This window comes from Aeromonas intestinalis, assembly GCF_054052485.1.
The window spans coordinates 101,578-125,866 of the sequence record NZ_JBSTYK010000010.1 but is presented as its reverse complement, the minus strand read 5'-3'; the positions used below and the strand labels follow the sequence as shown (position 1 = coordinate 125,866).

Sequence of the window (24,289 nt, the reverse complement as noted above, 5' to 3'; positions counted from 1 at the left end):
AGAAAGTGCGACGGGAATGGATGACTCGTCAGGCCATGATGGCTAAAGGACACCCCAAAGGATTGGGAAGGGGAAACCTAAAGGAAGAGGTATAGTCAGGGATTGCAGGGAGCAACTTCGTTCAAGGACATGAGCGATAAGACTATCGGGGGCGACGCAAGTCGCCCCCATCTTTTTTGCCCATTTTCTGGTTTTTCCGATATGCCGGCCGGGGCAACCCCGACCAGCCTCTCAATGCCTCACCGATAAAACCTCACTGCCAGCGGTCATGTCTGCCGCTCATTGCAGGCGAAAGTGCCCCACTATCTCCCTCAGCCTGTCATAGGTGTGCTGCATGGACGCCGAACTGTCCACCGTCCGCTCGCCGTTACCCTTGAGCTGAGTGATCACCTCGGCAATGGCGCTCATGTTGCGATTGATCTCCTCCGCCACCGCGCTCTGTTCCTCGGCCGCCGTGGCGATATGGCTGATGAGATCGTTGATCTCCACCACCTCTCCCGCCATGGCATCCAGGGAGGCATTCACCTTGTTGGTATTCTGCGCCGCATCCTGACAGCTCTGGCGGGTGTTGCCCATGGCCTCCACCACCGTCTGGGTGCCGCGCTGCAACCGGCTCAGCATGGTCTGGATTTCGGCGGTGCTCTGCTGGGTGCGCCCGGCGAGAGAACGCACCTCGTCTGCCACCACGGCGAAACCGCGACCCTGCTCTCCAGCCCGGGCCGCCTCGATGGCCGCGTTGAGGGCCAGCAGGTTGGTCTGCTCGGCAATACCGCCAATGACCCCGAGGATGGAGCCTATCTGCTGCACATCCTGCTGCATGGCAGCGATGGAGCTGGCGGTGGTCTCGACCTCCGCCACCAGCGCGGTCACGCTGTTCATGGCTCTGTCCACCACCAGTCGTGACTCACTCGCCAGCTGCTGGCTCTGACCGGTCAGCTGGGCCGTGCTGGCCGCACTCTCCGATACCGAGATGGCGGTACGGCTCATCTCGTTGATGGCGGTGACCACCAGTTCCGTCTCGCGCACATGTTCCGCCAGCAACCCCTGGGCCGAGCCCGTCTGCCTGGCGAGATCCGAGATCCCCTCGTTGAGCTGGCCGCTGGCCTTGCTCACCTCCCCCATCATCTCCTGCAGTCGCTCGATGAAGCGGTTGATGCCGGCGGAGATCTGGCCCAGATCATCCTTGCTGGTGACCGCCAGGCGGCGAGTCAGATCCCCGCTGCCCTGGGACAGCTCCTGCACCAGATCCCGCAGGGAGAGGATGGGGCGGTAGGCCAGATTGAGCGCCACCACGGAGATAATCAGCACCAGGACTGCCACCCCAAACAGGGCCATGGTGATCTTGCCGTTGAGGGCCTGGGTCATGGCCTGGATATGGTCCAGATCCACGTAGCCGGTCAGGGTCCACTGACTGCCCCGGATATCGAGCTGATTGGGGCGCGCCTCACTCTCTCCCTTTGGCTTGCCGTCATGGAGCACGTTGCCCTGGCTGTCGGTCAGGGAGAAGTAGCGCCCCTCCCCGCTCACCTTCTCAAGCAGGTGCTTGAATTCGCTCATGTCGAGGTAATAGAGGTAGGCCGAATCCGCCCCCCTGGGCACCAGGATGGAGATGACCGGCTTGCCGTCGAGCTGCTCCAGCGGGCTCACGGTGATCTGGTTGTTGGCGGCGGGGATGAGCTTGCGCAGGGTCTCCACCCTGGCGCTGTCGTCAATGACCCCGTTCACATCGAACGCCATGTCTCCCACCAGCTTGACGATGTTGTGGAAGCCGGTCTCCTGCAGGGCCTTCTTGACGCTGGTCACCCCGAGGTTGAGGTTGGCTGCCAGCAGCACTCGCTGGTTGATGTCTCCCGCCAGCTTCTCCTTGACCAGGGTGATCTGCTCGTTGATGTTCTGGGTGGCCTGGGTGCGGATGTAGTTGCTGATGAAGTGATTGACGCTGAGCCAGGCGGTACCGATGGTGGCCAGGATGGCGAGCAGCAGCAGGACGTTGATTTTGACTTTGAACGGCATGGGATGGATCCCTCCAAAAAAAGAGGGCCGGAATTGCTCCAGCCCTCTTCGCAATGCTTACTTCTTCTTGGCGTACTTCATGGAATCCAGCGCCACCGCCAGTATGATGATGCCGCCCTTGATGATGAACTGCCAGTAGGGGCTGACCCCGATGTAGGTCAGACCGTAGTTGATCAGGGTAAAGATGAGCACACCGGTGATGACCCCGGCCACCGTACCCACACCACCGGCAAACGATACCCCGCCCACCACACAGGCCGCGATGGCATCGAGTTCATACATGAAGCCAAGGTTGTTGGTGGCACTGCCGACCCGACCCGCTTCCAGCATGCCGCCGAAGGCGTAGAAGATACCGGCCAGGGCATAGATCATCACCAGGTTGACAGCCACGTTGACGCCGGAGACCTTGGCGGCTTCCGGGTTGCCACCGATGGCGAAGATGTTCTTGCCAAAGCGAGTCTTGTTCCACAGAACCCAGACGAAGATACTGGCGATGGCCGCATAGAAGGTCAGATACGATAGTTTAAATCCCCCTATCCGTATAAAACCCTGCGCAAAGCTGGAGAAACGGGGATCAAAACCCGCTACCGGCGAGGCGCCCACGGAGTCGAAATAGAGGGAGTTGATGCCGTAGACAATGATCATGGTCCCCAGGGTGGTGATGAAGGGGGTCACGTTCAGATAGGCCACGATCAGGCCGTTGATGAGACCAATCACCGCACCCACGACGCAGACCAGCAGGATCACCGCCGGGATGGGAATTTCTCCCAGGCTTGGGAACACCTTGTTGATGTTGGTTGTGGCCTGCAGCATGGTCGCCGCAATCAGCGCTGCCAGACCGACCTGACGGCCAGCCGACAGATCCGTCCCCTGGGTGATGATGATGCCTGCCACCCCGAGGGCGATGATGACCCGCACCGAGGACTGGGTCAGGATGTTGCTGAGGTTGGTGAGGCTCAGGAAGGAGGGTTCCTTGATCACGATGACCATGAGCAACACCAGCAACACCACATAGATGCCGTTCTCTTTGAGCGCCTGCATCAGATTGAAATTTTTAGCCGACTCCATAAATGCCTTCCTGTCTTATAGGTACAGAGATGCCAGGCGCAGGATCTCGCTCTGGTCAGTTTCTTTGGTGTTGACGATCCCCGCGACCCGGCCATTGCTCATGACCATGATCCTGTCCGTGATCCCCAGCAATTCGGGCATCTCGGACGAGATGATGACGATCCCCTTGTCCTTCTTGGCCAGCTCCAGGATCAGCTGATAGATCTCGAACTTGGCCCCCACGTCGATACCGCGGGTCGGTTCGTCCAGCATCAGGATCTCGGGCTGGGTCAGCAGCCAGCGGCCTATGATGACCTTCTGCTGGTTGCCGCCGGACAGGGAGCCTATCTGGGTCTGCTGGGTCGGGGTCTTGACCCGCATGGAGTCGATGACCCACTGGGTATCGCTTTTCATCTTGTTGTCGCTGAGCAGCCCCATGGAGCTCTTGTAGCTGTCCATGTTGGCGATCAGGGAATTGAAGGCGATGTCGAGACGCGAATAGATGCCGGTGGAGCGACGCTCCTCGGTCACCAGGGCGAAACCGTTCTGGATCGCCTCGTGGGCATTGTGGTTCGCCACCGCTTTGCCGTGCAGCTTGATGGTGCCCTCGCTGCGATCGCGGATGCCGAACAGAGTCTCGACGATGTCGGTACGCTTGGCCCCCACCAGTCCGGCGATGCCGAGGATCTCCCCCTTGTGCAGGTTGAAGGTCACGTCCTGAATGGAGGGTTGGTTCTTCGCCGTCAGATGTTCGACCTCGAGGATCACCTCCTTCGGCTGGTTGGTTTTCTCCGGGAAGCGCTGGGTGAGCTCACGGCCGACCATCATGCCGATGATCTGATCCATGGTCATGCCCTTGAGCGGCTGAGTCGCTACCCATTGCCCATCCCGCAATATGGTGATCTCGTCACACAGCTGGAAGATCTCTTCCATCTTGTGGGAGATGTAGACGATGCCGCAGCCCTTCTCCTTGAGTTTGTTGATGATCTTGAAGAGGTGATTGACCTCTTTCTCGGTCAGGGAGGAGGTGGGCTCATCCATGATGACGATCTTGGCGTCGTAGGAGAACGCCTTGGCGATCTCGATCATCTGCATCTGGGAGACGGACAGGGTGCCGACCTTGACCCGCGGATCGATGTCGATGTCCAGCTCGTCGAAGATCTGCTTGGTTTCTTCATACATCTTGCCGTGATCGATGAACCAGCCCTTGGTGGGGTAGCGGCCGAGCCACATGTTGTCCATCACGGTGCGCTGCAACACCAGGTTCAGCTCCTGGTGCACCATGGAAACGCCGTTCTCCAGCGCCTCCTTGGAAGAGGTGAAATTGATCTCCTCCCCCTTGAAGAAGATCTTGCCCTCATCCTTCTCGTAGATGCCGAACAAGCACTTGAGCAGCGTGGATTTCCCCGCGCCATTCTCGCCCATCAACGCATGCACAGAATGAGGACGGACCCGTAAATTGACTTTATCGAGTGCCTTGACGCCAGGGAAACTCTTACTGACGTCAATCATCTCCAACAGCCATTCTGATTGTTGCCGTGTTGTCATATCAGCCATCACATCTGGTTGAAACGAAGGGCAAGGGGGTGACCCTTGCCCGGGAGGAGGGAATTACTCGAACTGGGACAGATTGTCTTTATCCACGCCCACGTAAGGAACACGCACAATCTTGTTGTCGATCTTCCAGTTGGTGCCTTCACCGGCCGGCTTGCCTTCAGCCAGGTTCTTGACCAGGTCGAAGGTCGCCTTGGCCTGGTTGGCCGCATCGTTCAGCACGGTACCTGCCATGGCGCCGCTCTTGACCATGGCCAGGGCTTCCGGCAGGGCATCGACGCCGAACACCGGAATGGCACTCTTGCCCTGGGCTTTCAGGGATTCAACAGCCCCCATCGCCATGCCGTCGTTGTTGGCGATGACCACTTCGATCTTGTTGGCGTTCGGGCCGGAGATCCAGGCGTCCATCTTGTCTTTCGCCATGGCGGTATCCCACATACCGGTATCCATGTGCAGCTGCTGGGTCTTGATGCCGCCGTCATTCAGGGTCTTGACGACATAGGTGGTGCGGGCTTCCGCATCCGGGTGACCCGGCTCGCCCTTGAGCAGCACGAACTGGATGACGCCATCCTTGTTCAGATCCCACTCGGGGTGTGCCTTCCAGTGCTTGGCGATCAGCTGGCCCTGGATGATGCCTGACTCCTTGGAGTCGGTACCCACGTAGTAGGCCTTGTCATAGCTGGCCATGTCCGCCGCGCTCGGTTCCTTGTTGTAGAACACCACGGGGATCTCGTCGGCACGCGCCTTCTCGATCACGACAGAGGCCGCCGCCGGGTCGACCAGGTTGATGGCCAGCGCTTTCACGCCCTTGGCCAACAGCACGTCGATCTGGTCATTCTGCTTGGACTGGTCGTTCTGGGAGTCATTCATCAACAGCTCAACATCCGGGTTGGCCGTCGCTTCCTTCTCGATGGCCTTGCGCACAACGGCCATGAAGTTGTCGTCATATTTGTAGACGGTGACCCCGATACGGGTATCAGCCTGGGCTTGGGCTCCCGCCATCAGTCCCATCAGCAGGGTGGCGACTGTCGTGAGTTTTTTCATTGTTATGCTCCGATCTCTATATCTGTTTTTGTAGGGAATGCTGTACACCATCTGAGCTGGCGCCAGCCTAATGTAATCAATTTGTTGTCCGATGTTCTGTGATCCTGACAACAAAATGAAAACGTTTACACTCTGTTACATAGACATTAAATGCTTAAAAATCAATGTAGTACAAACCAATGGGGCTCTAGTGACGCTTATCGCCTATTCTGGCGGGCCAGACTCAGCGTAGAACACAGTTCCAATAGTAGCTCCCCGACCGCAGCCAATATTCCGGTCGCACGCTCTGGCTCCAGGAGTCATCCCCGCCGATCCCCATGTGGAAGCCATCGAGGCAGAGGTGCAATCCCCCTTCGGCCACCAGATCGGTCTGGTGACGGGCCAGGGCGAGTTGCTGCTGGCTGTAGCGACTGAGGCTGAAATGGAAGCGGCCCTGGATGTCGATATCCCCCAGTTGCAGTTGACGGGTGTCGCAACGCAGCCCGTTGTCGGTCGGGAACACATAGGGGGTGTGCAGCCCATCGAGCGGCTGTTGCCAGCGGCCCTGATCGGCGGCGAGCAGCCGGTCCGGGTAGTTTTCGTGGGGGCCGCGCCCCAGCCAGCTCACCCCATCCGTTGCCGTCATCACCTCGTCCACCAGCCAGAGCCTGGCGCCGATCCGGGGCAGGGAAGGCATGCCAGGGGCCACCTCCACCTCGATGGCGAGCTGCATGGCCCCATCGGCTGAGAAGGCGTGACGCCAGCGGGTCAGCAGTTTCAGGCTGTCATCGGCGAAATAACCGTGGGTGACCACAATCACCCCCTGCTCCGGGCTCGCCGTCATGCCGAGGCAGCGGTGTTGCAATCCGTTAAGGCCAGCCTCCTGCCAGCGGACAATCCAGGCGTTGGGGTCCGCGTGATCCGCCTCGCTGGTGCCGATGTCGTTGTCGAGCGGCGCCCGGTAGAAGTGATCGGCGATGGCCTCCTTCAGCTGCTCCCGCCCCTGTTTGCGCCAGTTGCGGATACGGCCGCTCACCTTGTCCAGTTGCCATTCACTGCCTGCGGCGGCAGCAAGCCAATGATCCGGCTGCTCAAGCAAGGCCGTGCAGTGGAATACCACTGGCAATGTCAGGGGAGATGGCAGAATAAACTGCTGACGAGCCACCTCGTGGCCCGCCTCGGCCCAGGCCGTGGCCGCGGGCTGCACTATGGCCAGATCCAGCGAGACCAGGCTCCCCGGGGCAAAGGCCGGCAGCGATGCCAGCAGGGTCAGCGCCGCACCAGCCTGGGGAGCCAGGCTGAGTGGGCATTCACCTTCCTGCAGTACGCGGCCATCCTCCCGCAGTTGCCAGTGCAGCCGCTCGTTGTCCGTGGCACGGAACAGATAGTCGCTCACCACCTCCACCACCAATGGCTGCTGGCTCACCAGTTTCAGAGCGAACAGCTGCTGGGCCCGCTTGGCTTCGGCCAGGGAGGGATGGGGACTCCTGTCCGGGAACAGCAGGCCGTTGCAGCAGAACTGGCGGTCGTTGGGGGTATCGCCAAAATCGCCGCCATAGGCCCAGAAATGGCGGCCGTCATCAGTCAGCTTGTCGAGCCCCTGATCCACCCAATCCCAGACGAAACCACCCTGCAGGCGCGGATGGGAGCGAAACGCCTGCCAATACTCGGCATAGCCTCCCAGGCTGTTGCCCATGGCATGGGCGTACTCGCACAGGATCAGCGGCCGGGTCTCGCCGGGCAGGCCGATCCACTTGGCCAGCGCCCACTTGGGCACCGCCGGGAAGGGTTGATCCTGATGGGTACGGGCATACATGGGGCAGATGATGTCGGTGGCCGGGGTATCGGCGCCGCCCCCCTCGTACTGGACCGGGCGGCTCGGGTCGCTCCCCTTGACCCACTGATACATGGCGTCGTGGGCGGGGCCGTAGCCGGATTCGTTGCCGAGCGACCAGATGATGATGCTGGGATGGTTGAAGTCCCGCGCCACCATGCGGGTCACCCGCTCTAGAAAGGCGCCGCTCCAGGCGGGGTCCCGCGCCAGCCGCCCCATGGGGGTCATGCCATGGGTTTCCAGATTCGCCTCGTCCACCACGTAGAGGCCGAGCCTGTCGCACAGCCGATAGAATTCCGGGTGATTCGGATAGTGGGAGCAGCGCACCGCATTGAAGTTGTTCTGCTTCATCAGCCGCAGATCCAGCGCCATGGCGGCGGGGGTCACCACGTGGCCGAGGGCCGGATCGTGCTCGTGGCGGTTGGCGCCACGAATGAGCAGGGGCTGGCCGTTGACCCGCAGCAGGCCGTCACGGATCTCCACCGCCCGAAAGCCCACGTCATAGGCCTCACACTCGATGCACTCACCCTGCTCGTCCAGCAGGGCCAGGGTCAGCCGGTAGAGATTGGGGGTCTCGGCGCTCCACTTGTGGGGGGCGGGTACCTCCAGCCACAGCTCGCTTCTGTCCTCAAAGGCCCCCTTCTCGTCGATGGGTGCCGTGCCGAGGGGTTGGCGCTTGCTCACCACCAGGGCGTCGCCGAAATAGAGGGCCGCCTCCACCAGAAGGCCGGCGCCGGCACTCGCCTGCACCTCCAGCTTGAGGCGGGCATCCCGGTAACAGGCATCCAGCACCGGGGCCAGCCGCACGTCCATCAGCTGGCGTTCCGGTTTATGCAGCAGTGTGACGGAGCGGAAGATGCCGCTCATGCGCCACATATCCTGATCTTCGAGGTAGGAGCCATCGGACCAGCGCAGTACCAGGGCTGCCAGCCGGTTCTGACCGGCCTGCAGGAAGGGGGTCAGATCGAATTCGGCGGGCAGGCGGCTGTCCTGGGAGTAACCGACCCAGCGGCCGTTGCAGAACAGATAGAAGGCGCTGTCCACCCCATCAAACGTGATGCGGACCTGGCCGCTAGCCAGCCAGTCGGCGGGCAGGCTGAAAGTGCGGGAGTAGCAGCCGGTGGGGTTTTGCGCAGGCACCCTGGGGGGATCGCAGGGGAAGGGATACTTGATGTTGGTGTAGATGGGGCGATCGAAGCCCTGCAACTGCCAGTTGCCGGGAACCTGCACCGTGGTGGCATCCGCCAAGTCCTGTTCGATCCACTCCGACGGCACCTGCTCGGGGGCATCGAAGAAGGAGAACTGCCAGTCACCATCCAGCAGCAGGCGCGAAGGGGACGGGAGCCCGGCCCGGGCATCCGCCTCGCTGCGCCAGCTGGACAAGGGGGTATGGGCAGGCAACCGGTTGACGGATGTGATCGCCTGGGTTTGCCAATCCTGACGGGCCAAGATCTCCCTGAGCATCCTTATCTCTCCCTGCATTGAATCGTGTCTATGAAAACGTCTGCAGTGTAGGAGAGTTTGATTCGGGAAACGGCGATCCCGCTCACACGGGTGTAAACGATTACACGGCAAATGTTAAGTAAAACGAGGTAAAAACGATTAAAGATAAGTAAAAACCAGATCTGCGTCATGAGATAACCGATGACGGATGAAAAGGAGGGAAACAGGGGGTGAAAGAGAGCCTGAAGTAGAGAGAGGGAGCAGCACCGTCACCCCGGTGCAACCCGAAGCATGGTGCGAGTCTGGGCATGGGGCGCAGGGGATAACCCCGCCCGCCTTCCTGCAAGAGACAAGCTCAGTGTCTGGCCGATATCACCGGGGTTGTGGGTCAGGGGTGAACATGCAGGGATGATTTATGCCAGCAGCCACATAACCCTGCCACACCGGGGTCAGGCCTGGTCAGGGTCACCGGATGGGGATTGATCCGCGAGTCGTGCAGACGCAGATATTGCCGATCCTGTGTCTGCTGGCGAGAGGGGAGATCAGCGTCTGACCGCTCCATCGGGTGGTGATTGATCTGTGATGTCTCGTGCAGCCGCAGATGCTGCCGATCTCGCGCCTTCTGACGAGCGGCTAGGTCAGAGGCTGGCCGGAGTCAGCAGATGGAGATGGATCCACGATATGCCGTGCAGGGACGACCCTATCGACCAGCGTGCACCCTGTCACACCGGGGTCAGAGCCTGACCGGGGCGACCGAGTGGCGGTTGATCAGGGTCGGCGTGTAGACGCGGCTCGCCACCGCCTCGCTCTCTCCGGCTGCCAGTTGCAGAGCCAGCTTGGCCGCCTGGGCCGCCATCAGCTCGATGGGGTAGCGCATGGTAGAGAGCTTGGGTCTCAGGTATCTGGCATAGATGATGTCATCGAAACCGACCACGGAGACCTCTTCCGGCACCTTGAGGCCGTTGTCCGCCAGCACCGAGATGGCTCCCGCCGCCATGGCATCGTTGTAGGCCACCACGGCCGTGATGGGCAGTCCCTTGGCCAGCAGGTTGAGCATGGCCCGCTCGCCCCCTTCCTCGTTTGGCACGCCATTTTCCACCAGTTCGGGATCCACCGAGATACCCGCCTCCAGCAGGGCATCCTGGTAGCCCTGATGGCGCAAGATGGCATCCTCGATGGCGTGATCCGAGCTGACGAAGGCGATATGACGGTGTCCCAGATCCAGCAGATGGCGGGTGGCGGTCGCCGCCCCCTGGCGGTTGTTGAGGGAGATGCAGCGCCCCTTCAGCGCCGGAATGTCGCGGTTGATCAGCACCATGCCGGGGGAGCGCTGGGCATAATCGATCAACTCCTCATCGCTCAGCGCCTTGCTGTGGACCACCAGCGCGTCGCAGCGCTTGCCGATCAACAGCTCGATGGCGGCCCGTTCCGGCTCCGCCTTGTGAAAACCATTACCCATCAGGAGGTGTAGCCCCTGTTCCACCGCCACCCCGGCGACCCCCTTGACCAGGGCACCGAAGAAGGGATCGGCCACGTCACCCACCACTACCCCCATGGTATCGCAGGTCTGGCTGACCAGGGCCCGAGCGTTGGCGTTGGGGGTATAACCCAGCTCGGCCATGGCTTTCTGGACCACCTCGCGGGAGGCGGCACTGGCCTTGGGTGAGTTGTTCATCACCCGTGAAACCGTTGCCACCGAAACATTGGCCAAACGGGCGACATCCTTGATGGTACTCATGCTGTTTTCACTTATTTCACTGTGCAAGACGGGGCCATTATACCGAGCAATCCCACTGATAACAGGGGAAAAACCGAGATGACCCGGGTTTTGCCCACCATCATTAGTGTAATCGTTTACATAAATATGTTACCCCGCTCACAGTTTGGGAATGAAGCCCTCGGCTAGACTCCTGCTCAGACTGTTCAAGTAGGGAGCACAGACGTGGAGAAGAGGATAAAAGTGTTGGTCACCGGCGGTTGCGGCTATATCGGCAGCCACACCTGTCTCGCCTTGCAGGCCGCCGGCATGGAGCCGGTGGTGGTGGACAACCTCTGCAACAGCAAGCGAGCCGTCTTGGCCAGGATCGCCGCCATCAGCGGCCAGGCGCCCTTGTTTTACGAGGGAGACATCCGCGACGAGGCCCTGCTGACCCGCATCTTCAACGAGCAGGAGATAACCGCCATCATCCACTTCGCCGCCCTCAAGGCCGTCGGCGAGTCCACCCGCATTCCCCTCGCCTACTACCAGAACAACCTCGCCGGCACCCTCTGCCTGCTGCAGGCCATGAAGCAGGCCGGCGTCCACAATCTGGTGTTCAGTTCGTCCGCCACCGTCTACGGCGATCCGGCCAGCACTCCCATCCGGGAGGATTTCCCCCGCAGCGCCACCAATCCCTATGGCCGATCCAAGCTGATCATCGAGGAGATCCTCGAGGATCTGCAGGCCGCCGAACCCCACTGGAGCATGACGCTGCTGCGTTACTTCAACCCGGTCGGCGCCCATGAATCAGGCACCATGGGGGAAGATCCCCAGGGCGTACCGAACAATCTGATGCCCTTCCTGACCCAGGTCGCCATCGGTCGCCGCGAGCACCTCTCCATCTTTGGAAACGATTACAACACCCCGGACGGCACCGGGGTACGCGACTACATCCACGTGATGGATCTCGCCGAAGGGCACGTCAAGGCGCTGAATCACTGTGCGGGTCGGGGCGGCGTCCATACCTACAATCTGGGGACCGGCCAGGGGCAGAGCGTGTTGCAGATGGTGGCGGCCTTCGAGGCGGCCAGCGGTCGTCCCCTGCCTTATCGCATCGAACCAAGACGCCCGGGGGATATCGCCGAATGCTGGGCCGATCCGGCCAAGGCCGAGCGCGAGCTGGGCTGGCGTGCCAGCCGGGATCTCGCGGCCATGTGTGCCGACAGCTGGCGCTGGCAGTCCGCCAACCCGAACGGTTACGAAGAGTAGGCCCAGGCCGGCTCCCCACGATGTTCTCTTACCTCATTATCTGGAGTGATGATGTTCAACCCGATTGATCACCCGCACCGTCGTTTCAACCCGTTGACCGGCCAGTATGTGCTGGTCTCCCCCCACAGGGCCAAACGCCCCTGGCAGGGTCAGATCGAGAAGATAAGCCAGACGCCGAGCCAGGCCCACGATCCCGATTGCTTCCTCTGCGCGGGCAACAAGCGCGTCTCCGGCGACCAGAACCCCGACTATCGGGACACCTTCGTCTTCACCAACGACTTCGCCGCCCTGATGCAGGACACCCCGGCCGCCGCCACCGAACAGGATCCCCTGCTCAAGCTGGAAGCCGCCCGCGGCACCAGCCGGGTCATCTGCTTCTCGCCGGATCATGGCAAGACACTCCCGGAGCTGTCTCTGCCCGCCATCGAGGCGGTGATCACCACCTGGATGAGCCAGGTGGCCGAGCTGTCCCGGCAGTGGGAATGGGTGCAGGTGTTCGAAAACAAGGGCGCCGTCATGGGCTGCTCCAACCCGCATCCCCACGGCCAGCTGTGGGGCAGCGACTTCCTGCCCAACGAAATAGCCCGCGAGGAGGCGAATCAGCGCGCCTGGCTGGCCGAACACGGCAGCCCGCTGCTGGTCGACTATGTGCAGAGGGAGCTGGCAGATCGTTCGCGCATCGTGGTGGAGACGGAGCATTGGCTGGCGGTGGTGCCCTTCTGGGCAGCCTGGCCATTCGAGACCCTGTTGCTGCCCAAGGCCCATGTGCCCTCCATGCTGGACCTCACCCCGGCCCAGCAACAGGATCTGGCGGTGGCGCTCAAGGAGCTCACCAGCCGTTACGACAACCTGTTCGAGTGCAGCTTCCCCTACTCCATGGGCTGGCACTTCGCCCCGCCGAACACGGATAGCCCCGAGGCCTGGCAGTTGCACGCCCACTTCTACCCGCCTCTGCTGCGCTCCGCCACCGTGCGCAAGTTCATGGTGGGCTTCGAGATGCTGGCGGAAACCCAGCGAGACCTGACGCCGGAACAGGCCGCAGAGCGACTGCGCGCACTCTCCCCCATTCATTACAAGCAGCAAGCCAATGAGGTGACCCCATGACCCCCAGCCAACGCGTCAGCGCCGTCTTCGCAGAACAGTTTGAACGCCAGCCCGATCTGCTGGTGCGCGCCCCCGGCCGCGTCAATCTCATCGGCGAGCACACCGACTACAACGACGGCTTCGTGCTGCCCTGCGCCATCGACTACGAGACCTGCGTCGCCATCGGCCTGCGCGATGACAACCTGGTCCATGTGATCGCCGCCGACTACGACAACCAGCGCGACCTGTTCAACCTGGATGAAGCCATCACCCACCACCCGGATCAGCGCTGGAGCGACTATATCCGCGGCGTGGTGAAGTATCTGCTGGCGCGCGGGCATGCCTTGCGCGGCCTCAACCTGGTGGTTTCCGGCAACGTGCCCCAGGGCACGGGGCTCTCCTCTTCCGCCTCCCTGGAAGTGGCCATCGGCCAGGCCTTCAAGGAAGCGCTGGGGCTCGACATCAGTCAGGCCGAGATCGCCCTCAACGGCCAGCAGGCGGAGAACCAGTTCGTCGGCTGCAACTGCGGCATCATGGATCAGATGATCTCCGCCAGCGGCGAGGTGGACCACGCCCTGCTGCTGGATTGCCGCTCCCTGGAAACCCGCCTCATCCCCATGCCGACCAACCTGGCGGTGCTCATCGTCAACTCCAACGTGCGTCGCGGCCTGGTGGACAGCGAATACAACACCCGCCGCCAACAGTGCGAGCACGCCGCACGCCACTACGGGGTCAAGGCGCTGCGAGACCTGGATCTGGCCGCGCTGGAAGCAGGCAAGGCGGGGCTCGATGAGACCAGCTATCGCCGTGCCCGCCACGTGGTGGGTGAAAATGGTCGCACCCTGGCCGCCGCCGATGCCCTGGCGAGCGGCGATCTGATGCGCCTCGGCGAACTAATGGCCGAGTCCCATGCCGCCATGCGGGACGACTTCGAGATAACCGTACCCCCTATCGACGGTCTGGTGGAGATCATCAAGGCCCAGATCGGCACTGAGGGCGGCGTGCGCATGACGGGAGGTGGCTTTGGCGGCTGCATCGTCGCCCTGCTGCGCCCGGAACAGGTGGACGCCGTGATCGCCAGGGTCGAGTCCGAATACCCGGCCCGCTTCGGCCTCAAGGCCGATTGCTATGTCTGCAGCGCCAAGGCCGGGGCGGGCAGGCTATGACCCAGGCCAGACAGGCGCACGACCCTCTGATCCCCTTCGAACTGGAGAACGAGACGGGGCTGCGCCTGCGCGGCCTCGACTTCGGCGCGACCCTGACCTCCCTCAGCCTGCTGGTTGGGGGAGAGCGACGAGAGGTGCTGCTCGGCTGCGCCGACGAGGATTACCCCGCCCAGCAGGTGTGGCTGGGGGCGGTGGCGGGGCGCTTTGCCAACCGCATCGGCGGCGCCGAACTGACCCGAAACGGTCAACATTGGCAGCTGGATGCCAACCAGCCCCCCCACTGCCTGCACGGCGGCCGCGATGGCTTTCATCGCCGCCGCTGGCAACGGGTTCATCAGACCAGCGACAGCATCAGCCTGAGCCTGGTCTCTCCGGCGGGGGATCAGGGCTTCCCGGGCCAGCTGCGGGTCACGCTGATCTATCGGCTGGAGGGGCAGGATCTGGTGATCGATTTCGAGGCCGAGAGCGATGCCCCCACCCCGGTCAGCCTCACCAGCCACGCCTATTTCAACCTGGATGGGGACAGCCCCGCTGGGGATGTGCGTCAGCATGCCATCACCCTGCGGGCAAACAGCTTCCTGCCCACCGATGCCAGCGGGTTGCCACTGGCCATCACCCCAGTGGAGGGCCCCTTCGATCTGCGCGCCGAGCGCCCCATCGGCCAGGCCTGGCTGAGCCATGCCCAGCAGATGCAGGCCAAGGGGTACGATCACGCCTATCTGCTGCATGGGGCGGGGCAGCAGGGCAAGTCCGGGCAGACCTGGGCGGCCCGCGTGCGTTCCGCCGATCGGCAGTTGGCGATGGAGGTCTATACCAATCAACCCTCCTTGCAGTTCTACAGCGGCAACTGGCTCGCCAACACGCCGGATCGCACCGGCCGGGGTTACGGGGATCACGCTGGCTTCTGCCTGGAGGCGCAGCAGTTGCCGGACAGCCCGAATCGCCCGGCGCTGGGGGATCCCTGGCTGCTGCCGGGCCAGCATTATCACCACCAAACCCGTTACCGTTTTATTCCCGCCGGCTGATGCCGCCCTGGCCCGTTTCTCCACAAACGGGCAGGGGCCATCAGCGCCGAATCGACACAGGAGTCTTGATGGACATGGATGCGCACTACCAGGCCGCCGCTGACCGCTATCAGCGCCAACCTTACCGACCCGCTGGCCGCCATGGCCTGCGTCTGCCCAGCATTGGCCTCGGGCTCTGGCACAACTTTGGCGAGGGGAGCGATCCCGCCAGGGTGAAGGCCATGGTGCATCAGGCGTTCGATCTGGGGATCACCCACTTCGATCTGGCCAACAACTACGGCCCCCCGCCGGGCAGTGCCGAGACCACGTTCGGCACCCTGCTCAAGGGCAGCCTGGCCCCTTATCGGGACGAGCTCATCATCGCCAGCAAGGCGGGCTATGTGATGTGGGACGGCCCCTACGGTGACGGAGGCAGCGCCAAATATCTGTTTGCCAGCCTGCACCAGAGCCTGCGCCGGCTCGGTCTCGACTATGTGGACATCTTCTATCACCACAGGCCGGATCCCCGCACGCCGCTGGAGGAGACCTGCCAGGCACTGGCGCTCATAGTCCGTCAGGGCAAGGCGCTCTACATCGGTCTCTCCAACTACCCCGCCGAGCTTGCCGCCAGGGCCGCGACCCGGCTGGCCGAGCTCGGCACCCCCTGTCTCGTCAATCAGCTCAAGTACTCCCTGTTTCAGCGGGACATCGAGGCGCAGACCCTGCCAGTCTGCCGTGAACAAGGGGTGGGCGTGGTCGCCTTCTCCCCCCTGGCGGGCGGCCTGCTGAGCGATCGCTATCTGGCCGGGATCCCGAGCGACTCTCGCGCCGCCAGCGCCAGTCCCTTCCTGCAACCCGACCAGATCACCCCGGACAAGCTGGAGAAAATCCGCGCCCTGCACGCCCTGGCCAGGCAGCGGGGACAAGCCCTGTCACAGCTCGCCCTGCAATGGGTACTGCGGGACACCGTGGTGAGCTGCGCCCTGATCGGAGCCAGCAGTGCGCAACAGATTGTCAGCGCGGTGGATGCCCTGAGTCTGCCCCCCCTGGAGGAAGAGCTACAGCAGAAGATCCTGACCATCATGGATTGAGCAGAATGTTGAGAGGGTTAATTCTTCCTTAATTATTGCCATGCCATCATGGGATGGAAAATGGCAGCAAAATATCCCGCCAGCACCAGCGAGTGACGCCAAAATATTCTCTGGTTGCCAGCGTGCTTTTCCGCCATCATTGGCTGCCCCGACTCCGCTCGGGGCTGATTTTATCCGGCACCATCAACCAAGAGACCTGATCCATGACCGATTCCTACGCCCTGTTTGTCGCCTTCGTGCTGGGCATAGTGGAAGGCCTGACCGAGTTTTTACCCGTATCCTCCACCGGCCACATGATCATCGTCGGCCACCTGCTCGGATTCGAGGGCCCCAAGGCCGCCACCTTCGAAGTCGTGATCCAGCTGGGCTCCATTCTGGCGGTGGTCGCCGTGTTCTGGCGCCGCCTGTTCGGCTTGATCGGTATCCATTTCGGTCAGAAACCGGCGCCTGGCCACGCCACCCTCTCCCTGGTACACATCATCCTCGGCATGATGCCCGCGGTGATCATCGGTCTGGCCATCCACAGCTGGATCAAGGCCAATCTGTTCGGACCCGAGACCGTCATGTACGCCCTGGTGGCCGGCGGTATCCTGCTCATCATCGCCGAGAAGTGCCGCCCCGCCGTGCGCTCCGAAACCCTGGATGACATCAGCTACAAGCAGGCGCTCGGCATCGGCCTGTTCCAGTGTCTGGCGCTCTGGCCGGGCTTCTCCCGCTCCGGCGCCACCATCAGCGGCGGCATGCTGATGGGGATCAGCCGTCAGGCGGCGGCCGAATTCTCCTTCATCCTGGCGGTGCCCATGATGGTGGCCGCGAGCGGCCTGGATCTCTACAAGAGCCGGGACTTCCTCTCCATGGCAGACTTCCCCATGTTTGCGGTGGGCTTCATTACCGCCTTCGCGGTCGCCATGATCGCCATCAAGACCTTCCTGGCGCTGATCCGTCGTCTCGACTTCATCCCGTTCGCCATCTACCGCTTCGTGGTGGCCTTCGCCGTCTACCTGGTATTCGTCGCCTGACAGGGCCGAGCCGCCATGAAAAAAGGGACCGCAAGGGTCCCTTTTTTATGGATCTGACGGCTCAATAGAGCCGATGGCTGATGCGGTTGAGCAGCCGTGGCAGCCCCTTGGTGAAGCGGATGGGGGCATCCTGCACTATGTAGCAGAAACAGCCGTCCGGGGTATGGGGGCTGTGATGGTGGCGGGCATCCCGCCAGATGAAGTCTCCCGCCTGATAGCGTACCTCCCCCTCCTGCAGGCTGCCCGCCAGCAACAGAGTGAGCTCATAGCCCTGGTGAGTGTGATCCGGGATCTGTCCACCCGTCGCCACGTGCAAGAGGCTGGCCCGTATCCCCTGTTCCGCCAGTGGCAGGCGACAGTGGCGGATGCCGCCGATACGCCGCCAGCTAGCCTGGTGATAGCGGGCCAGCGCTCGGGGCAAGGGATAGATCCGATCCCCGACTCTCAGCTCCGTGGCCGGTCGGGCCTGAACCTCCTGAAGAGCGGCCGGCTGTTGCAAGATGGCCGCCAGCACGGCATCCAGCGCGGGGGTCGGGGCCGCCTCTTCCAGATGGCTGGCCGCCAGCTTCGCCTCCCAGACGTTCACGTCGGCGCCACATTCGGCGCAAAGCTCGCAGTGAGCGGCGACCCCGACCGTCAGCGGCAGCGGCAGCTCGTCGGCCGCGAAGGCACGCAGCAGGGCCGGGGTGGGATGGGCTTTAATCATGGTCTTGCTCCACTTGTTCCTTGAGTTTCTGCAGTGCCAGCCGCAGCCGCGACTTGATGGTCCCGAGCGGCACGCCGAGCAGTTCCGCCAGCTCCTGCTGGGAGAGTTCCTGCAGGTAGATGCCGCGCACCACCTGCTGCTGGGCCTGCGGCAGGATGGCGAGGTGATGGGCCATCTGGCTCGTCAGCACGCTCCCCTCCCCGTCACTCAGCTGATCCTCCTGCGCCCTGAACTCCAGCAGGGGCCAGAGCTCCTCGGCGCAGAGATCCTCTTTACTGGCACGGCGACGGCGCAACATGTCGAAGCACTGGTTGCGCATGACGGTATAAATCCAGGTGGTGGGGGCCCCCTTGTCGGGGCGATAGAGCCGCGCCTTCTGCCACACCAGCAACATGGTCTCCTGCACCAGTTCGAGGGCATTGGCCTCGCTGCCGAGATGGCGCAGGCCATAGCCCCGGATGCGCGGCGCGAAGTGGTGGAACAGGGCGGCAAAGGCGGCCTTGTCGGCCTGCTCCGCCACCCGCAGCAGCTGGGCGGTCAGATCACCATCGGGATTATCCATGGGGGACGAGGTCCTGAATGGAACATGTGATGGTTGGCTAGTATATGTCATCTCGCCCTGCTTCGGTGGTCACCCATCCATAGATGCAAAGAGATACGATATCCGCCGGAAAAGGATCACGAGGCACCTGGATTCAGTGGCTTGCCACCAGCAGGCCGCTCAGCAGGGAGAGCGCCGGCTGGTTGTTCTCCGCCGCCACCAGCCACTGCTTGTGTTCCACCGGGATCGGCAGCACCTCGAGCCAGCGCTGCACCACCCAGCTGGCATCGTCCCAGTCCGGCTGGACATAGAGGGCGGCGTACTCCGGGTAGTCGTTGAACACATCCTGCAGCGCCTTGGCCAGGGAGTGCTGATCGGCGTTGAGCCGACTGGTCTGCCAGGGCGGCAGGGGTTCCACCTCTCCCACCCGCAGGCCATCGGACTCCTGCCAGAGGTCGGTGATCCGCACCCGGCTCACCCCGAGCACAGTGATGCCGAGCAGGCCGTCCGGCAGCAGATCGAAGTCGGCGATCCGCACCCGGGTGGCGATGGGGTACATGTTGCGCAGCGCCTCGGGCTGGCGGGGATCCAGCATGCAGAGCGCAAACTCCCTGTGCTCGGCTTCGGCGACCATGCGCTGATAGCGAGGCTCGAAGATGCGCAGTGGCATGATGCCGCCGGGCAGCAGGTGAGCGGAGAGGGGGAAGAGCGCCAGTTTCATCGAAATCATCCTCGGTCGATGTCACCTAATGATACGACCGCCCGGGGCGAGGAGATCATTCATGACAATGGCGGCTGAAAGACCCTTTAACAAACAGGGGAAAATAGCCTGGACAAGTCGCTTCGATATGCAGTAGAAATGGATAAGCACCAGTTATTCCACGTAATATTCTGGAATTACCGGTCAAAAGCAGTGAAATATCCGCCACCCCGACAGGGGCGGGCCATTCCTGTAGTTTTCTCGGCCCGATGCGGGTAAAATTCACGCCCTTATCCAGTCAGTCATTTTTCGACGCGCAACCTCGGTGGTCAGTTATGAAAGAGCATATTCATCATCTACTTGAACAAACGGTAGCCAATCTCAAGTCCGCAGGCGTCCTGCCCGCCGACCTGGAAGCCCGGGTGCAAGTGGATCGATGCAAGGAAAAAGCTCACGGTGACCTGGCCACCAACCTGGCCATGCTGCTGGCCAAACCGGCCCGCAAGAACCCCCGCGAGCTGGCTGCCGCCATCATCGAGCATCTGCCCGCCTCCGACCTCGTCGCCAAGGTGGAGATCGCCGGTCCCGGCTTCATCAACTTCTTCTTCGACACCAGCTGGCTGGCCGGTCAGGTCGAGACCATGGTGCACAGCGACAACGCCAACGTGAAGCTGCCCGCGCCGCAAACCGTGGTGGTGGACTACTCCGCCCCCAACGTGGCCAAGGAGATGGCGGTGCACCACATCCGTTCCACCGTCCTCGGTGACGTGGCAGCCCGTGCCCTGGAGTTCCTCGGCCACAAGGTGGTCCGTGCCAACCACATCGGCGACTGGGGCACCCAGTTCGGCATGCTGATCGCCTATCTGGAGAAGATGGAAAACGAGCACGCCAGCGACATGCAGCTCAAGGATCTGGAAGCCTTCTACACCCAGGCCAAGCGTCTGTATGACGAAGACGAGGCCTTCGCCGAGCGCGCTCGCAACTACGTGGTCAAGCTGCAGGGTGGTGATGAATACTGCCGCACCATGTGGAAGAAGCTGGTCGACATGACCATGGAGCAGAACCAGCGCAACTACGACCGCCTGAATGTCTCTCTGACCGAGAAGGACATCATGGGCGAGTCCATGTACAACGACATGCTGCCCGCCATCGTGACCGATCTGAAGGCCCGTGGCCTCGCGGTCGAGAGCGAAGGTGCCACCGTCGTCTATCTGGACGAGTACAAGAACAAGGATGGGGAGCCCATGGGGGTCATCATCCAGAAGAGCGATGGCGGTTTCCTCTACACCACCACCGACATCGCCTGTGCCAAGTACCGTTATGAAACCCTGGGCGCCGATCGGGTGATGTACTTCATCGACTCCCGTCAGCACCAGCACCTGATGCAGGCCTGGACCATCACCCGCAAGGCGGGCTATGTACCGGCCTCCGTGCCCCTCGAGCACCACGCCTTCGGCATGATGCTGGGCAAGGACGGTCGTCCCTACAAGACCCGTTCCGGCGGCACCGTCAAGCTGGTCGAGCTGCTGAACGAGGCCGAAGAGCGCGCCAAGGCCCTGCTGGAGAGTCGCAACAGCGATCTCTCCGACGAAGAGAAGGCCAAGGTGGTGCACGCCATCGCCATGGGCGCGGTCAAGTATGCGGATCTCTCCAAGAACCGCACCACCGACTACATCTTCGACTGGGATCTGATGCTGTCGTTTGAAGGCAACACCGCACCCTACCTGCAATACGCCTATACCCGGATCCAGTCCATCTTCCGCAAGGCCGGTGTCAACGAAGCCAGCCTGACCGGCAAGATAGTGCTGAACGAGGAAGCGGAAGAGACCCTGGCCCAGAAGCTGATCCAGTTCTCCGACGCGGTCAACAGCGTCGCGGACAAGGGCATGCCGCACCTGCTCTGCACCTATCTGTACGAGCTGTCCGGCAACTTCATGACCTTCTACGAAGCCTGCCCGATCAACAAGGATGGCGTCGACGAAGCCACCCGCAACAGCCGTCTGCTGCTGTGCGCCGCCACCGCCAAGGTACTGAAACTCGGCCTCGGCGTACTGGGCATCCACACCCTGGAGCGCATGTAATAGATGGCAACCCGGGATTACGTCGGCAACAGCCCGAGACGTCGGGCCGGTGGTCGTAACACCAAGAAAGCGGCACCTCGCCGCTTTCCTGTTATCCCGGCACTGCTGGCCGGGGGCCTGGTGGTCGGCTTTGGCGCCTTCCTCTACCTCATCAATGGCAAGGGGGCCGATGCCCCCACCATCGAAGAGCAGGTGAAGGCCAACAAGCCCAAAGCCCAAGGCAATGGCCTGCCTCAGGAGAAGTGGAGCTACATCGAACGGCTGGAGAACAAGCAGGTGGACGTCATCGAGCCGCCGCCCCAGCCGGGCGTGCTGCCACCGCCTCCTGCCGAGACCCTGACCCTGCAGCCGGACAAGCTGCCCAAACCGGTGGAGACCGCCATCCCGCAACCGGGCACCCCCATCGGGCAGGTGAAGCCTTATCAGCCGCAGCCGGTGCAGCCGACCAAACCCGCCACCCCCCCCCCCCTGGCCCCCGCCCAGGAGCAGGTGATCGATCGCAAGGCCGAACGTGACCGGATGGAGCGGGAGCTGCGCGCCGAGATGGAGCGGGAACAGGCCGCCAAGGCCAAGACCGCCTCCCAGACTGCGGCAGCGGCCGATGGCGGGCGTTACATGATGCAGTGCGCCGCCCTGCGCTCGCAGGATTCTGCCGAGTCGCTCAAGGCCCGTATCGCCTTCACCGCCGGGCTCTCCTCCAGCCTGCAGGTGGTCAATGGTGCCAATGGCGCCGTCTACAAGGTGATGGTCGGCCCCTTCAATGGCAAGGCCGCCGCCGATGGCGCCAACCGCAAGCTGCAAGGGGCCGGCATCAGCGGCTGCATCCCCAAGAAGGGCTGATCCCTTCACCGAAAACAGGAAGGCAGGGCCGGCGCCCTGCCTTCTTTTTATCTGCAATGTGACCTTCAACCCAAACGAGCCCCCTTTTGCCCCCCTTGCGACTCAGGGTTGAAAAGCCCGGATCCGACCCCCATCTTTCTTGCCATGCACAGTCAGGCCGTTTTTCGGCTCAAGCGAGGTAAGTAAAGTGACTACCATAGTTTCTGTCCGCCGCAACGGCCAAGTCGTGATCGGTGGCGATGGCCAGGTCTCCCTGGGCAACACCGTCATGAAGGGCAACGCCCGCAAGGTTCACCGCCTCTACAACGGCAAGGTACTGGCTGGTTTCGCCGGCGGCACCGCCGACGCCTTCACCCTGCTAGAGCGCTTCGAGGCCAAGCTGCAGGCCCATCAGGGCAACCTGGAACGTGCCGCTGTGGCCCTGGCCAAAGACTGGCGCACCGACCGCGCTCTGCGTCGCCTCGAGGCCCTGCTGGCCGTGGCCGATGAGCACAAGTCCTTCATCATCACCGGCAACGGTGACGTGGTGCAGCCGGAGCATGACCTCATCGCCATCGGCAGCGGCGGCAACTTCGCCCAGTCCGCCGCCATCGCCCTGCTGGAAAATACCGATCTGGATGCCAGGAGCATCGTCGAGAAGTCCCTCAAGATCGCGGGCGACATCTGCGTCTTCACCAATGGCAACCACACCATTGAAGTGCTGGACTACGAGCCGAAATAAGGCGACCCCATTTTGCAAGGGGTGGGCCCTGCCCGCCCCGGATACAGGAATTGCATCATGTCCGAGATGACCCCGAGAGAAATCGTCCACGAGCTGGACCGCCACATCATTGGTCAGGCCGACGCCAAGCGCGCGGTGGCCGTGGCCCTGCGCAACCGCTGGCGCCGCATGCAGCTCTCCGAGGAGATGCGCCACGAGGTGACCCCGAAGAACATCCTGATGATAGGCCCGACCGGCGTCGGCAAGACCGAGATCGCCCGTCGCCTGGCCAAGCTGGCCAACGCCCCCTTCATCAAGGTGGAGGCCACCAAGTTCACCGAGGTGGGCTATGTGGGCAAGGAAGTGGACAGCATCATCCGTGACCTGACCGATGTCGCCATCAAGCTGGTGCGCGAGACCGAGATGGAGAAGATGAAGTACCGCGCCGAAGAGGCCGCCGAGGAGCGCATCCTCGACGCCCTGCTGCCGAACCCGCGCAACAGCTGGGGTGAGGAAGAGAAGGCCGACAACTCCAACACCCGCCAGATCTTCCGCAAGAAACTGCGGGAGGGTCAGCTGGATGACAAGGAGATCGAACTGGAGCTCTCCGCCAGTCCCATGGGCGTCGACATCATGACCCCGCCGGGCATGGAAGAGATGGCCAACCAGTTGCAGGGCCTGTTCCAGAACCTGGGCCAGCAGCAGAAGAAGAAGCGCAAGATCAAGGTCAAAGAGGCCATGAAGGCGCTGATCGAAGAAGAGGCCGCCCGTCTGGTCAACCCGGAAGAGCTGAAGCAGAAGGCCATCCACGCGGTGGAGAACAACGGCATCGTCTTCCTCGACGAGATCGACAAGATCTGCAAGCGCGGCGAGAGCTCGGGCCCCGACGTCTCCCGCGAGGGGGTACAGCGGGATCTGCTGCCTCTGGTGGAAGGTTGCACCGTTAACACCAAGCACGGCATGGTGAAGACGGATCATATCCTGTTTGTCGCCTCCGGCGCCTTCCAGGTGGCCCGTCCGTCCGACCTCATCCCCGAGCTGCAGGGCCGTCTGCCGATCCGGGTCGAGCTGACCGCGCTCACCACCGAAGACTTCGAGCGCATCCTGACCGAGCCGAACGCCTCCCTGACCGATCAGTACCAGGCGCTGATGGCTACCGAAGGGGTCAAGATCGAGTTCACCCAGGATGGCATCCGCCGCCTGGCCGAGGCTGCCTGGCAGGTCAACGAACGCACCGAGAACATCGGCGCCCGTCGCCTGCACACCGTGATGGAGCGGCTGATGGAAGACATCTCCTACGACGCCTCCGAAAAGTCCGGTGAGACCTTCGTGATCAACGCCGACTACGTCAACGCCCACCTCGGCAAGTTGATCGAGGACGAGGATCTGAGCCGCTTCATCCTGTAAGTGCACTCAGACCCGGTAAAAACGCCTCCCTCGCGGAGGCGTTTTTGTATCCGCAATTCATGCCCGGGA

The 24,289-nt window shown here is 62.4% G+C and carries 19 protein-coding genes; 10 read left to right on the top strand and 9 right to left on the bottom strand.

Annotation, left to right across the window (positions count from 1 at the left end; translation table 11 throughout):
* Positions 1-279 precede the first annotated feature (279 nt).
* The 6 genes from ACW5W7_RS14275 to ACW5W7_RS14250 all read right to left on the bottom strand — a co-directional run bounded on the left by ACW5W7_RS14275 (position 280) and on the right by ACW5W7_RS14250 (position 10,652).
* Positions 280-2,013: a methyl-accepting chemotaxis protein gene (locus ACW5W7_RS14275; protein ID WP_456502143.1), complete on the bottom strand. Its 1,734-nt coding sequence runs from the start codon at positions 2,011-2,013 to the stop codon at positions 280-282.
* A gap of 57 nt (positions 2,014-2,070) precedes the next feature.
* Positions 2,071-3,081, bottom strand: coding sequence for a galactose/methyl galactoside ABC transporter permease MglC (gene mglC / locus ACW5W7_RS14270; protein WP_349920191.1), 1,011 nt, complete (start codon positions 3,079-3,081; stop codon positions 2,071-2,073).
* A 15-nt stretch (positions 3,082-3,096) separates the two neighbouring features.
* Complete coding sequence (gene mglA / locus ACW5W7_RS14265; RefSeq protein ID WP_349920192.1) at positions 3,097-4,617, bottom strand: galactose/methyl galactoside ABC transporter ATP-binding protein MglA; 1,521 nt, start codon at positions 4,615-4,617, stop codon at positions 3,097-3,099.
* A gap of 54 nt (positions 4,618-4,671) precedes the next feature.
* Positions 4,672-5,658 carry a galactose/glucose ABC transporter substrate-binding protein MglB gene (gene mglB, locus ACW5W7_RS14260; protein ID WP_349920193.1) on the bottom strand — a complete coding sequence of 329 codons (987 nt, stop codon included), beginning with the start codon at positions 5,656-5,658 and terminating at the stop codon, positions 4,672-4,674.
* 223 nt (positions 5,659-5,881) lie between these two features.
* Positions 5,882-8,935 carry a beta-galactosidase gene (locus ACW5W7_RS14255; RefSeq protein WP_456502142.1) on the bottom strand — a complete coding sequence of 1,018 codons (3,054 nt, stop codon included), beginning with the start codon at positions 8,933-8,935 and terminating at the stop codon, positions 5,882-5,884.
* Between the two features lie 712 nt (positions 8,936-9,647).
* Positions 9,648-10,652 carry a substrate-binding domain-containing protein gene (locus tag ACW5W7_RS14250; RefSeq protein ID WP_349920195.1) on the bottom strand — a complete coding sequence of 335 codons (1,005 nt, stop codon included), beginning with the start codon at positions 10,650-10,652 and terminating at the stop codon, positions 9,648-9,650.
* Positions 10,653-10,868: 216 nt separating this feature from the next.
* Between ACW5W7_RS14250 and galE the strand changes: the two genes are divergently transcribed.
* The 6 genes from galE (at position 10,869) to bacA (ending at position 17,245) form a co-directional block, all read left to right on the top strand.
* Entirely contained in the window at positions 10,869-11,882 is a 1,014-nt protein-coding gene (gene galE, locus ACW5W7_RS14245) for a UDP-glucose 4-epimerase GalE (RefSeq protein WP_456502179.1), read from the top strand.
* Positions 11,883-11,933: 51 nt separating this feature from the next.
* Entirely contained in the window at positions 11,934-12,986 is a 1,053-nt protein-coding gene (locus tag ACW5W7_RS14240) for a UDP-glucose--hexose-1-phosphate uridylyltransferase (protein ID WP_434664659.1), read from the top strand.
* On the top strand, positions 12,983-14,131 hold the full coding sequence (galK, locus tag ACW5W7_RS14235) for a galactokinase (RefSeq protein WP_456502141.1): 1,149 nt from the start codon (positions 12,983-12,985) through the stop codon (positions 14,129-14,131). The genes ACW5W7_RS14240 and galK overlap by 4 nt, the downstream gene beginning before the upstream one ends.
* On the top strand, positions 14,128-15,156 hold the full coding sequence (locus tag ACW5W7_RS14230) for a galactose-1-epimerase (RefSeq protein ID WP_456502140.1): 1,029 nt from the start codon (positions 14,128-14,130) through the stop codon (positions 15,154-15,156). The genes galK and ACW5W7_RS14230 overlap by 4 nt, the downstream gene beginning before the upstream one ends.
* 74 nt (positions 15,157-15,230) lie before the next feature.
* A complete protein-coding gene (locus tag ACW5W7_RS14225) occupies positions 15,231-16,226 on the top strand; it encodes an aldo/keto reductase (RefSeq protein ID WP_456502178.1) in 996 nt (331 codons plus the stop codon).
* Positions 16,227-16,429: 203 nt separating this feature from the next.
* Positions 16,430-17,245, top strand: coding sequence for an undecaprenyl-diphosphate phosphatase (gene bacA / locus ACW5W7_RS14220; protein WP_349920201.1), 816 nt, complete (start codon positions 16,430-16,432; stop codon positions 17,243-17,245).
* A gap of 61 nt (positions 17,246-17,306) precedes the next feature.
* Here bacA and ACW5W7_RS14215 read toward each other — a convergent pair whose 3' ends face one another.
* From ACW5W7_RS14215 to ACW5W7_RS14205, 3 genes are all read right to left on the bottom strand, one after another.
* Positions 17,307-17,951, bottom strand: coding sequence for a ChrR family anti-sigma-E factor (locus tag ACW5W7_RS14215; protein ID WP_456502139.1), 645 nt, complete (start codon positions 17,949-17,951; stop codon positions 17,307-17,309).
* Positions 17,944-18,513 (bottom strand): sigma-70 family RNA polymerase sigma factor, encoded by a 570-nt coding sequence (locus ACW5W7_RS14210; RefSeq protein WP_349920203.1) that lies wholly within the window; start codon positions 18,511-18,513, stop codon positions 17,944-17,946. The genes ACW5W7_RS14215 and ACW5W7_RS14210 overlap by 8 nt, the downstream gene beginning before the upstream one ends.
* Before the next feature lie 133 nt (positions 18,514-18,646).
* Positions 18,647-19,213 (bottom strand): LON peptidase substrate-binding domain-containing protein, encoded by a 567-nt coding sequence (locus ACW5W7_RS14205; RefSeq protein ID WP_456502138.1) that lies wholly within the window; start codon positions 19,211-19,213, stop codon positions 18,647-18,649.
* Between the two features lie 314 nt (positions 19,214-19,527).
* On the opposite strand from ACW5W7_RS14205, the gene argS reads away from it, so the two are divergent.
* The 4 genes from argS to hslU all read left to right on the top strand — a co-directional run bounded on the left by argS (position 19,528) and on the right by hslU (position 24,220).
* On the top strand, positions 19,528-21,273 hold the full coding sequence (gene argS / locus ACW5W7_RS14200; RefSeq protein ID WP_456502137.1) for an arginine--tRNA ligase: 1,746 nt from the start codon (positions 19,528-19,530) through the stop codon (positions 21,271-21,273).
* Positions 21,274-21,276: 3 nt separating this feature from the next.
* On the top strand, positions 21,277-22,113 hold the full coding sequence (locus ACW5W7_RS14195) for an SPOR domain-containing protein (RefSeq protein ID WP_456502136.1): 837 nt from the start codon (positions 21,277-21,279) through the stop codon (positions 22,111-22,113).
* 187 nt (positions 22,114-22,300) lie between these two features.
* Positions 22,301-22,834, top strand: a complete 534-nt coding sequence (gene hslV, locus ACW5W7_RS14190; protein WP_434664671.1) for an ATP-dependent protease subunit HslV — start codon at positions 22,301-22,303, stop codon at positions 22,832-22,834.
* A gap of 57 nt (positions 22,835-22,891) precedes the next feature.
* The gene (hslU, locus tag ACW5W7_RS14185; RefSeq protein WP_349920210.1) at positions 22,892-24,220 is read left to right on the top strand and encodes an HslU--HslV peptidase ATPase subunit; all 1,329 of its coding nucleotides are present in this window, start codon (positions 22,892-22,894) and stop codon (positions 24,218-24,220) included.
* The last annotated feature ends 69 nt before the right edge of the window (positions 24,221-24,289 follow it).

What these genes read in the sequence shown, in the direction of transcription:
- ACW5W7_RS14210 (WP_349920203.1), bottom strand. Translation starts at nt 18,513, where the DNA reads ATGGATAATCCCGATGGTGATCTGACCGCCCAGCTGCTGCGGGTGGCG.
- ACW5W7_RS14225 (WP_456502178.1), top strand. Translation starts at nt 15,231, where the DNA reads ATGGATGCGCACTACCAGGCCGCCGCTGACCGCTATCAGCGCCAACCT.
- bacA (WP_349920201.1), top strand. Translation starts at nt 16,430, where the DNA reads ATGACCGATTCCTACGCCCTGTTTGTCGCCTTCGTGCTGGGCATAGTG.
- ACW5W7_RS14195 (WP_456502136.1), top strand. Translation starts at nt 21,277, where the DNA reads ATGGCAACCCGGGATTACGTCGGCAACAGCCCGAGACGTCGGGCCGGT.
- mglC (WP_349920191.1), bottom strand. Translation starts at nt 3,081, where the DNA reads ATGGAGTCGGCTAAAAATTTCAATCTGATGCAGGCGCTCAAAGAGAAC.
- ACW5W7_RS14275 (WP_456502143.1), bottom strand. Translation starts at nt 2,013, where the DNA reads ATGCCGTTCAAAGTCAAAATCAACGTCCTGCTGCTGCTCGCCATCCTG.
- ACW5W7_RS14230 (WP_456502140.1), top strand. Translation starts at nt 14,128, where the DNA reads ATGACCCAGGCCAGACAGGCGCACGACCCTCTGATCCCCTTCGAACTG.
- mglB (WP_349920193.1), bottom strand. Translation starts at nt 5,658, where the DNA reads ATGAAAAAACTCACGACAGTCGCCACCCTGCTGATGGGACTGATGGCG.
- ACW5W7_RS14250 (WP_349920195.1), bottom strand. Translation starts at nt 10,652, where the DNA reads ATGAGTACCATCAAGGATGTCGCCCGTTTGGCCAATGTTTCGGTGGCA.
- galK (WP_456502141.1), top strand. Translation starts at nt 12,983, where the DNA reads ATGACCCCCAGCCAACGCGTCAGCGCCGTCTTCGCAGAACAGTTTGAA.
- mglA (WP_349920192.1), bottom strand. Translation starts at nt 4,617, where the DNA reads ATGGCTGATATGACAACACGGCAACAATCAGAATGGCTGTTGGAGATG.
- ACW5W7_RS14205 (WP_456502138.1), bottom strand. Translation starts at nt 19,213, where the DNA reads ATGAAACTGGCGCTCTTCCCCCTCTCCGCTCACCTGCTGCCCGGCGGC.
- ACW5W7_RS14240 (WP_434664659.1), top strand. Translation starts at nt 11,934, where the DNA reads ATGTTCAACCCGATTGATCACCCGCACCGTCGTTTCAACCCGTTGACC.
- hslU (WP_349920210.1), top strand. Translation starts at nt 22,892, where the DNA reads ATGTCCGAGATGACCCCGAGAGAAATCGTCCACGAGCTGGACCGCCAC.
- argS (WP_456502137.1), top strand. Translation starts at nt 19,528, where the DNA reads ATGAAAGAGCATATTCATCATCTACTTGAACAAACGGTAGCCAATCTC.
- ACW5W7_RS14255 (WP_456502142.1), bottom strand. Translation starts at nt 8,935, where the DNA reads ATGCTCAGGGAGATCTTGGCCCGTCAGGATTGGCAAACCCAGGCGATC.
- ACW5W7_RS14215 (WP_456502139.1), bottom strand. Translation starts at nt 17,951, where the DNA reads ATGATTAAAGCCCATCCCACCCCGGCCCTGCTGCGTGCCTTCGCGGCC.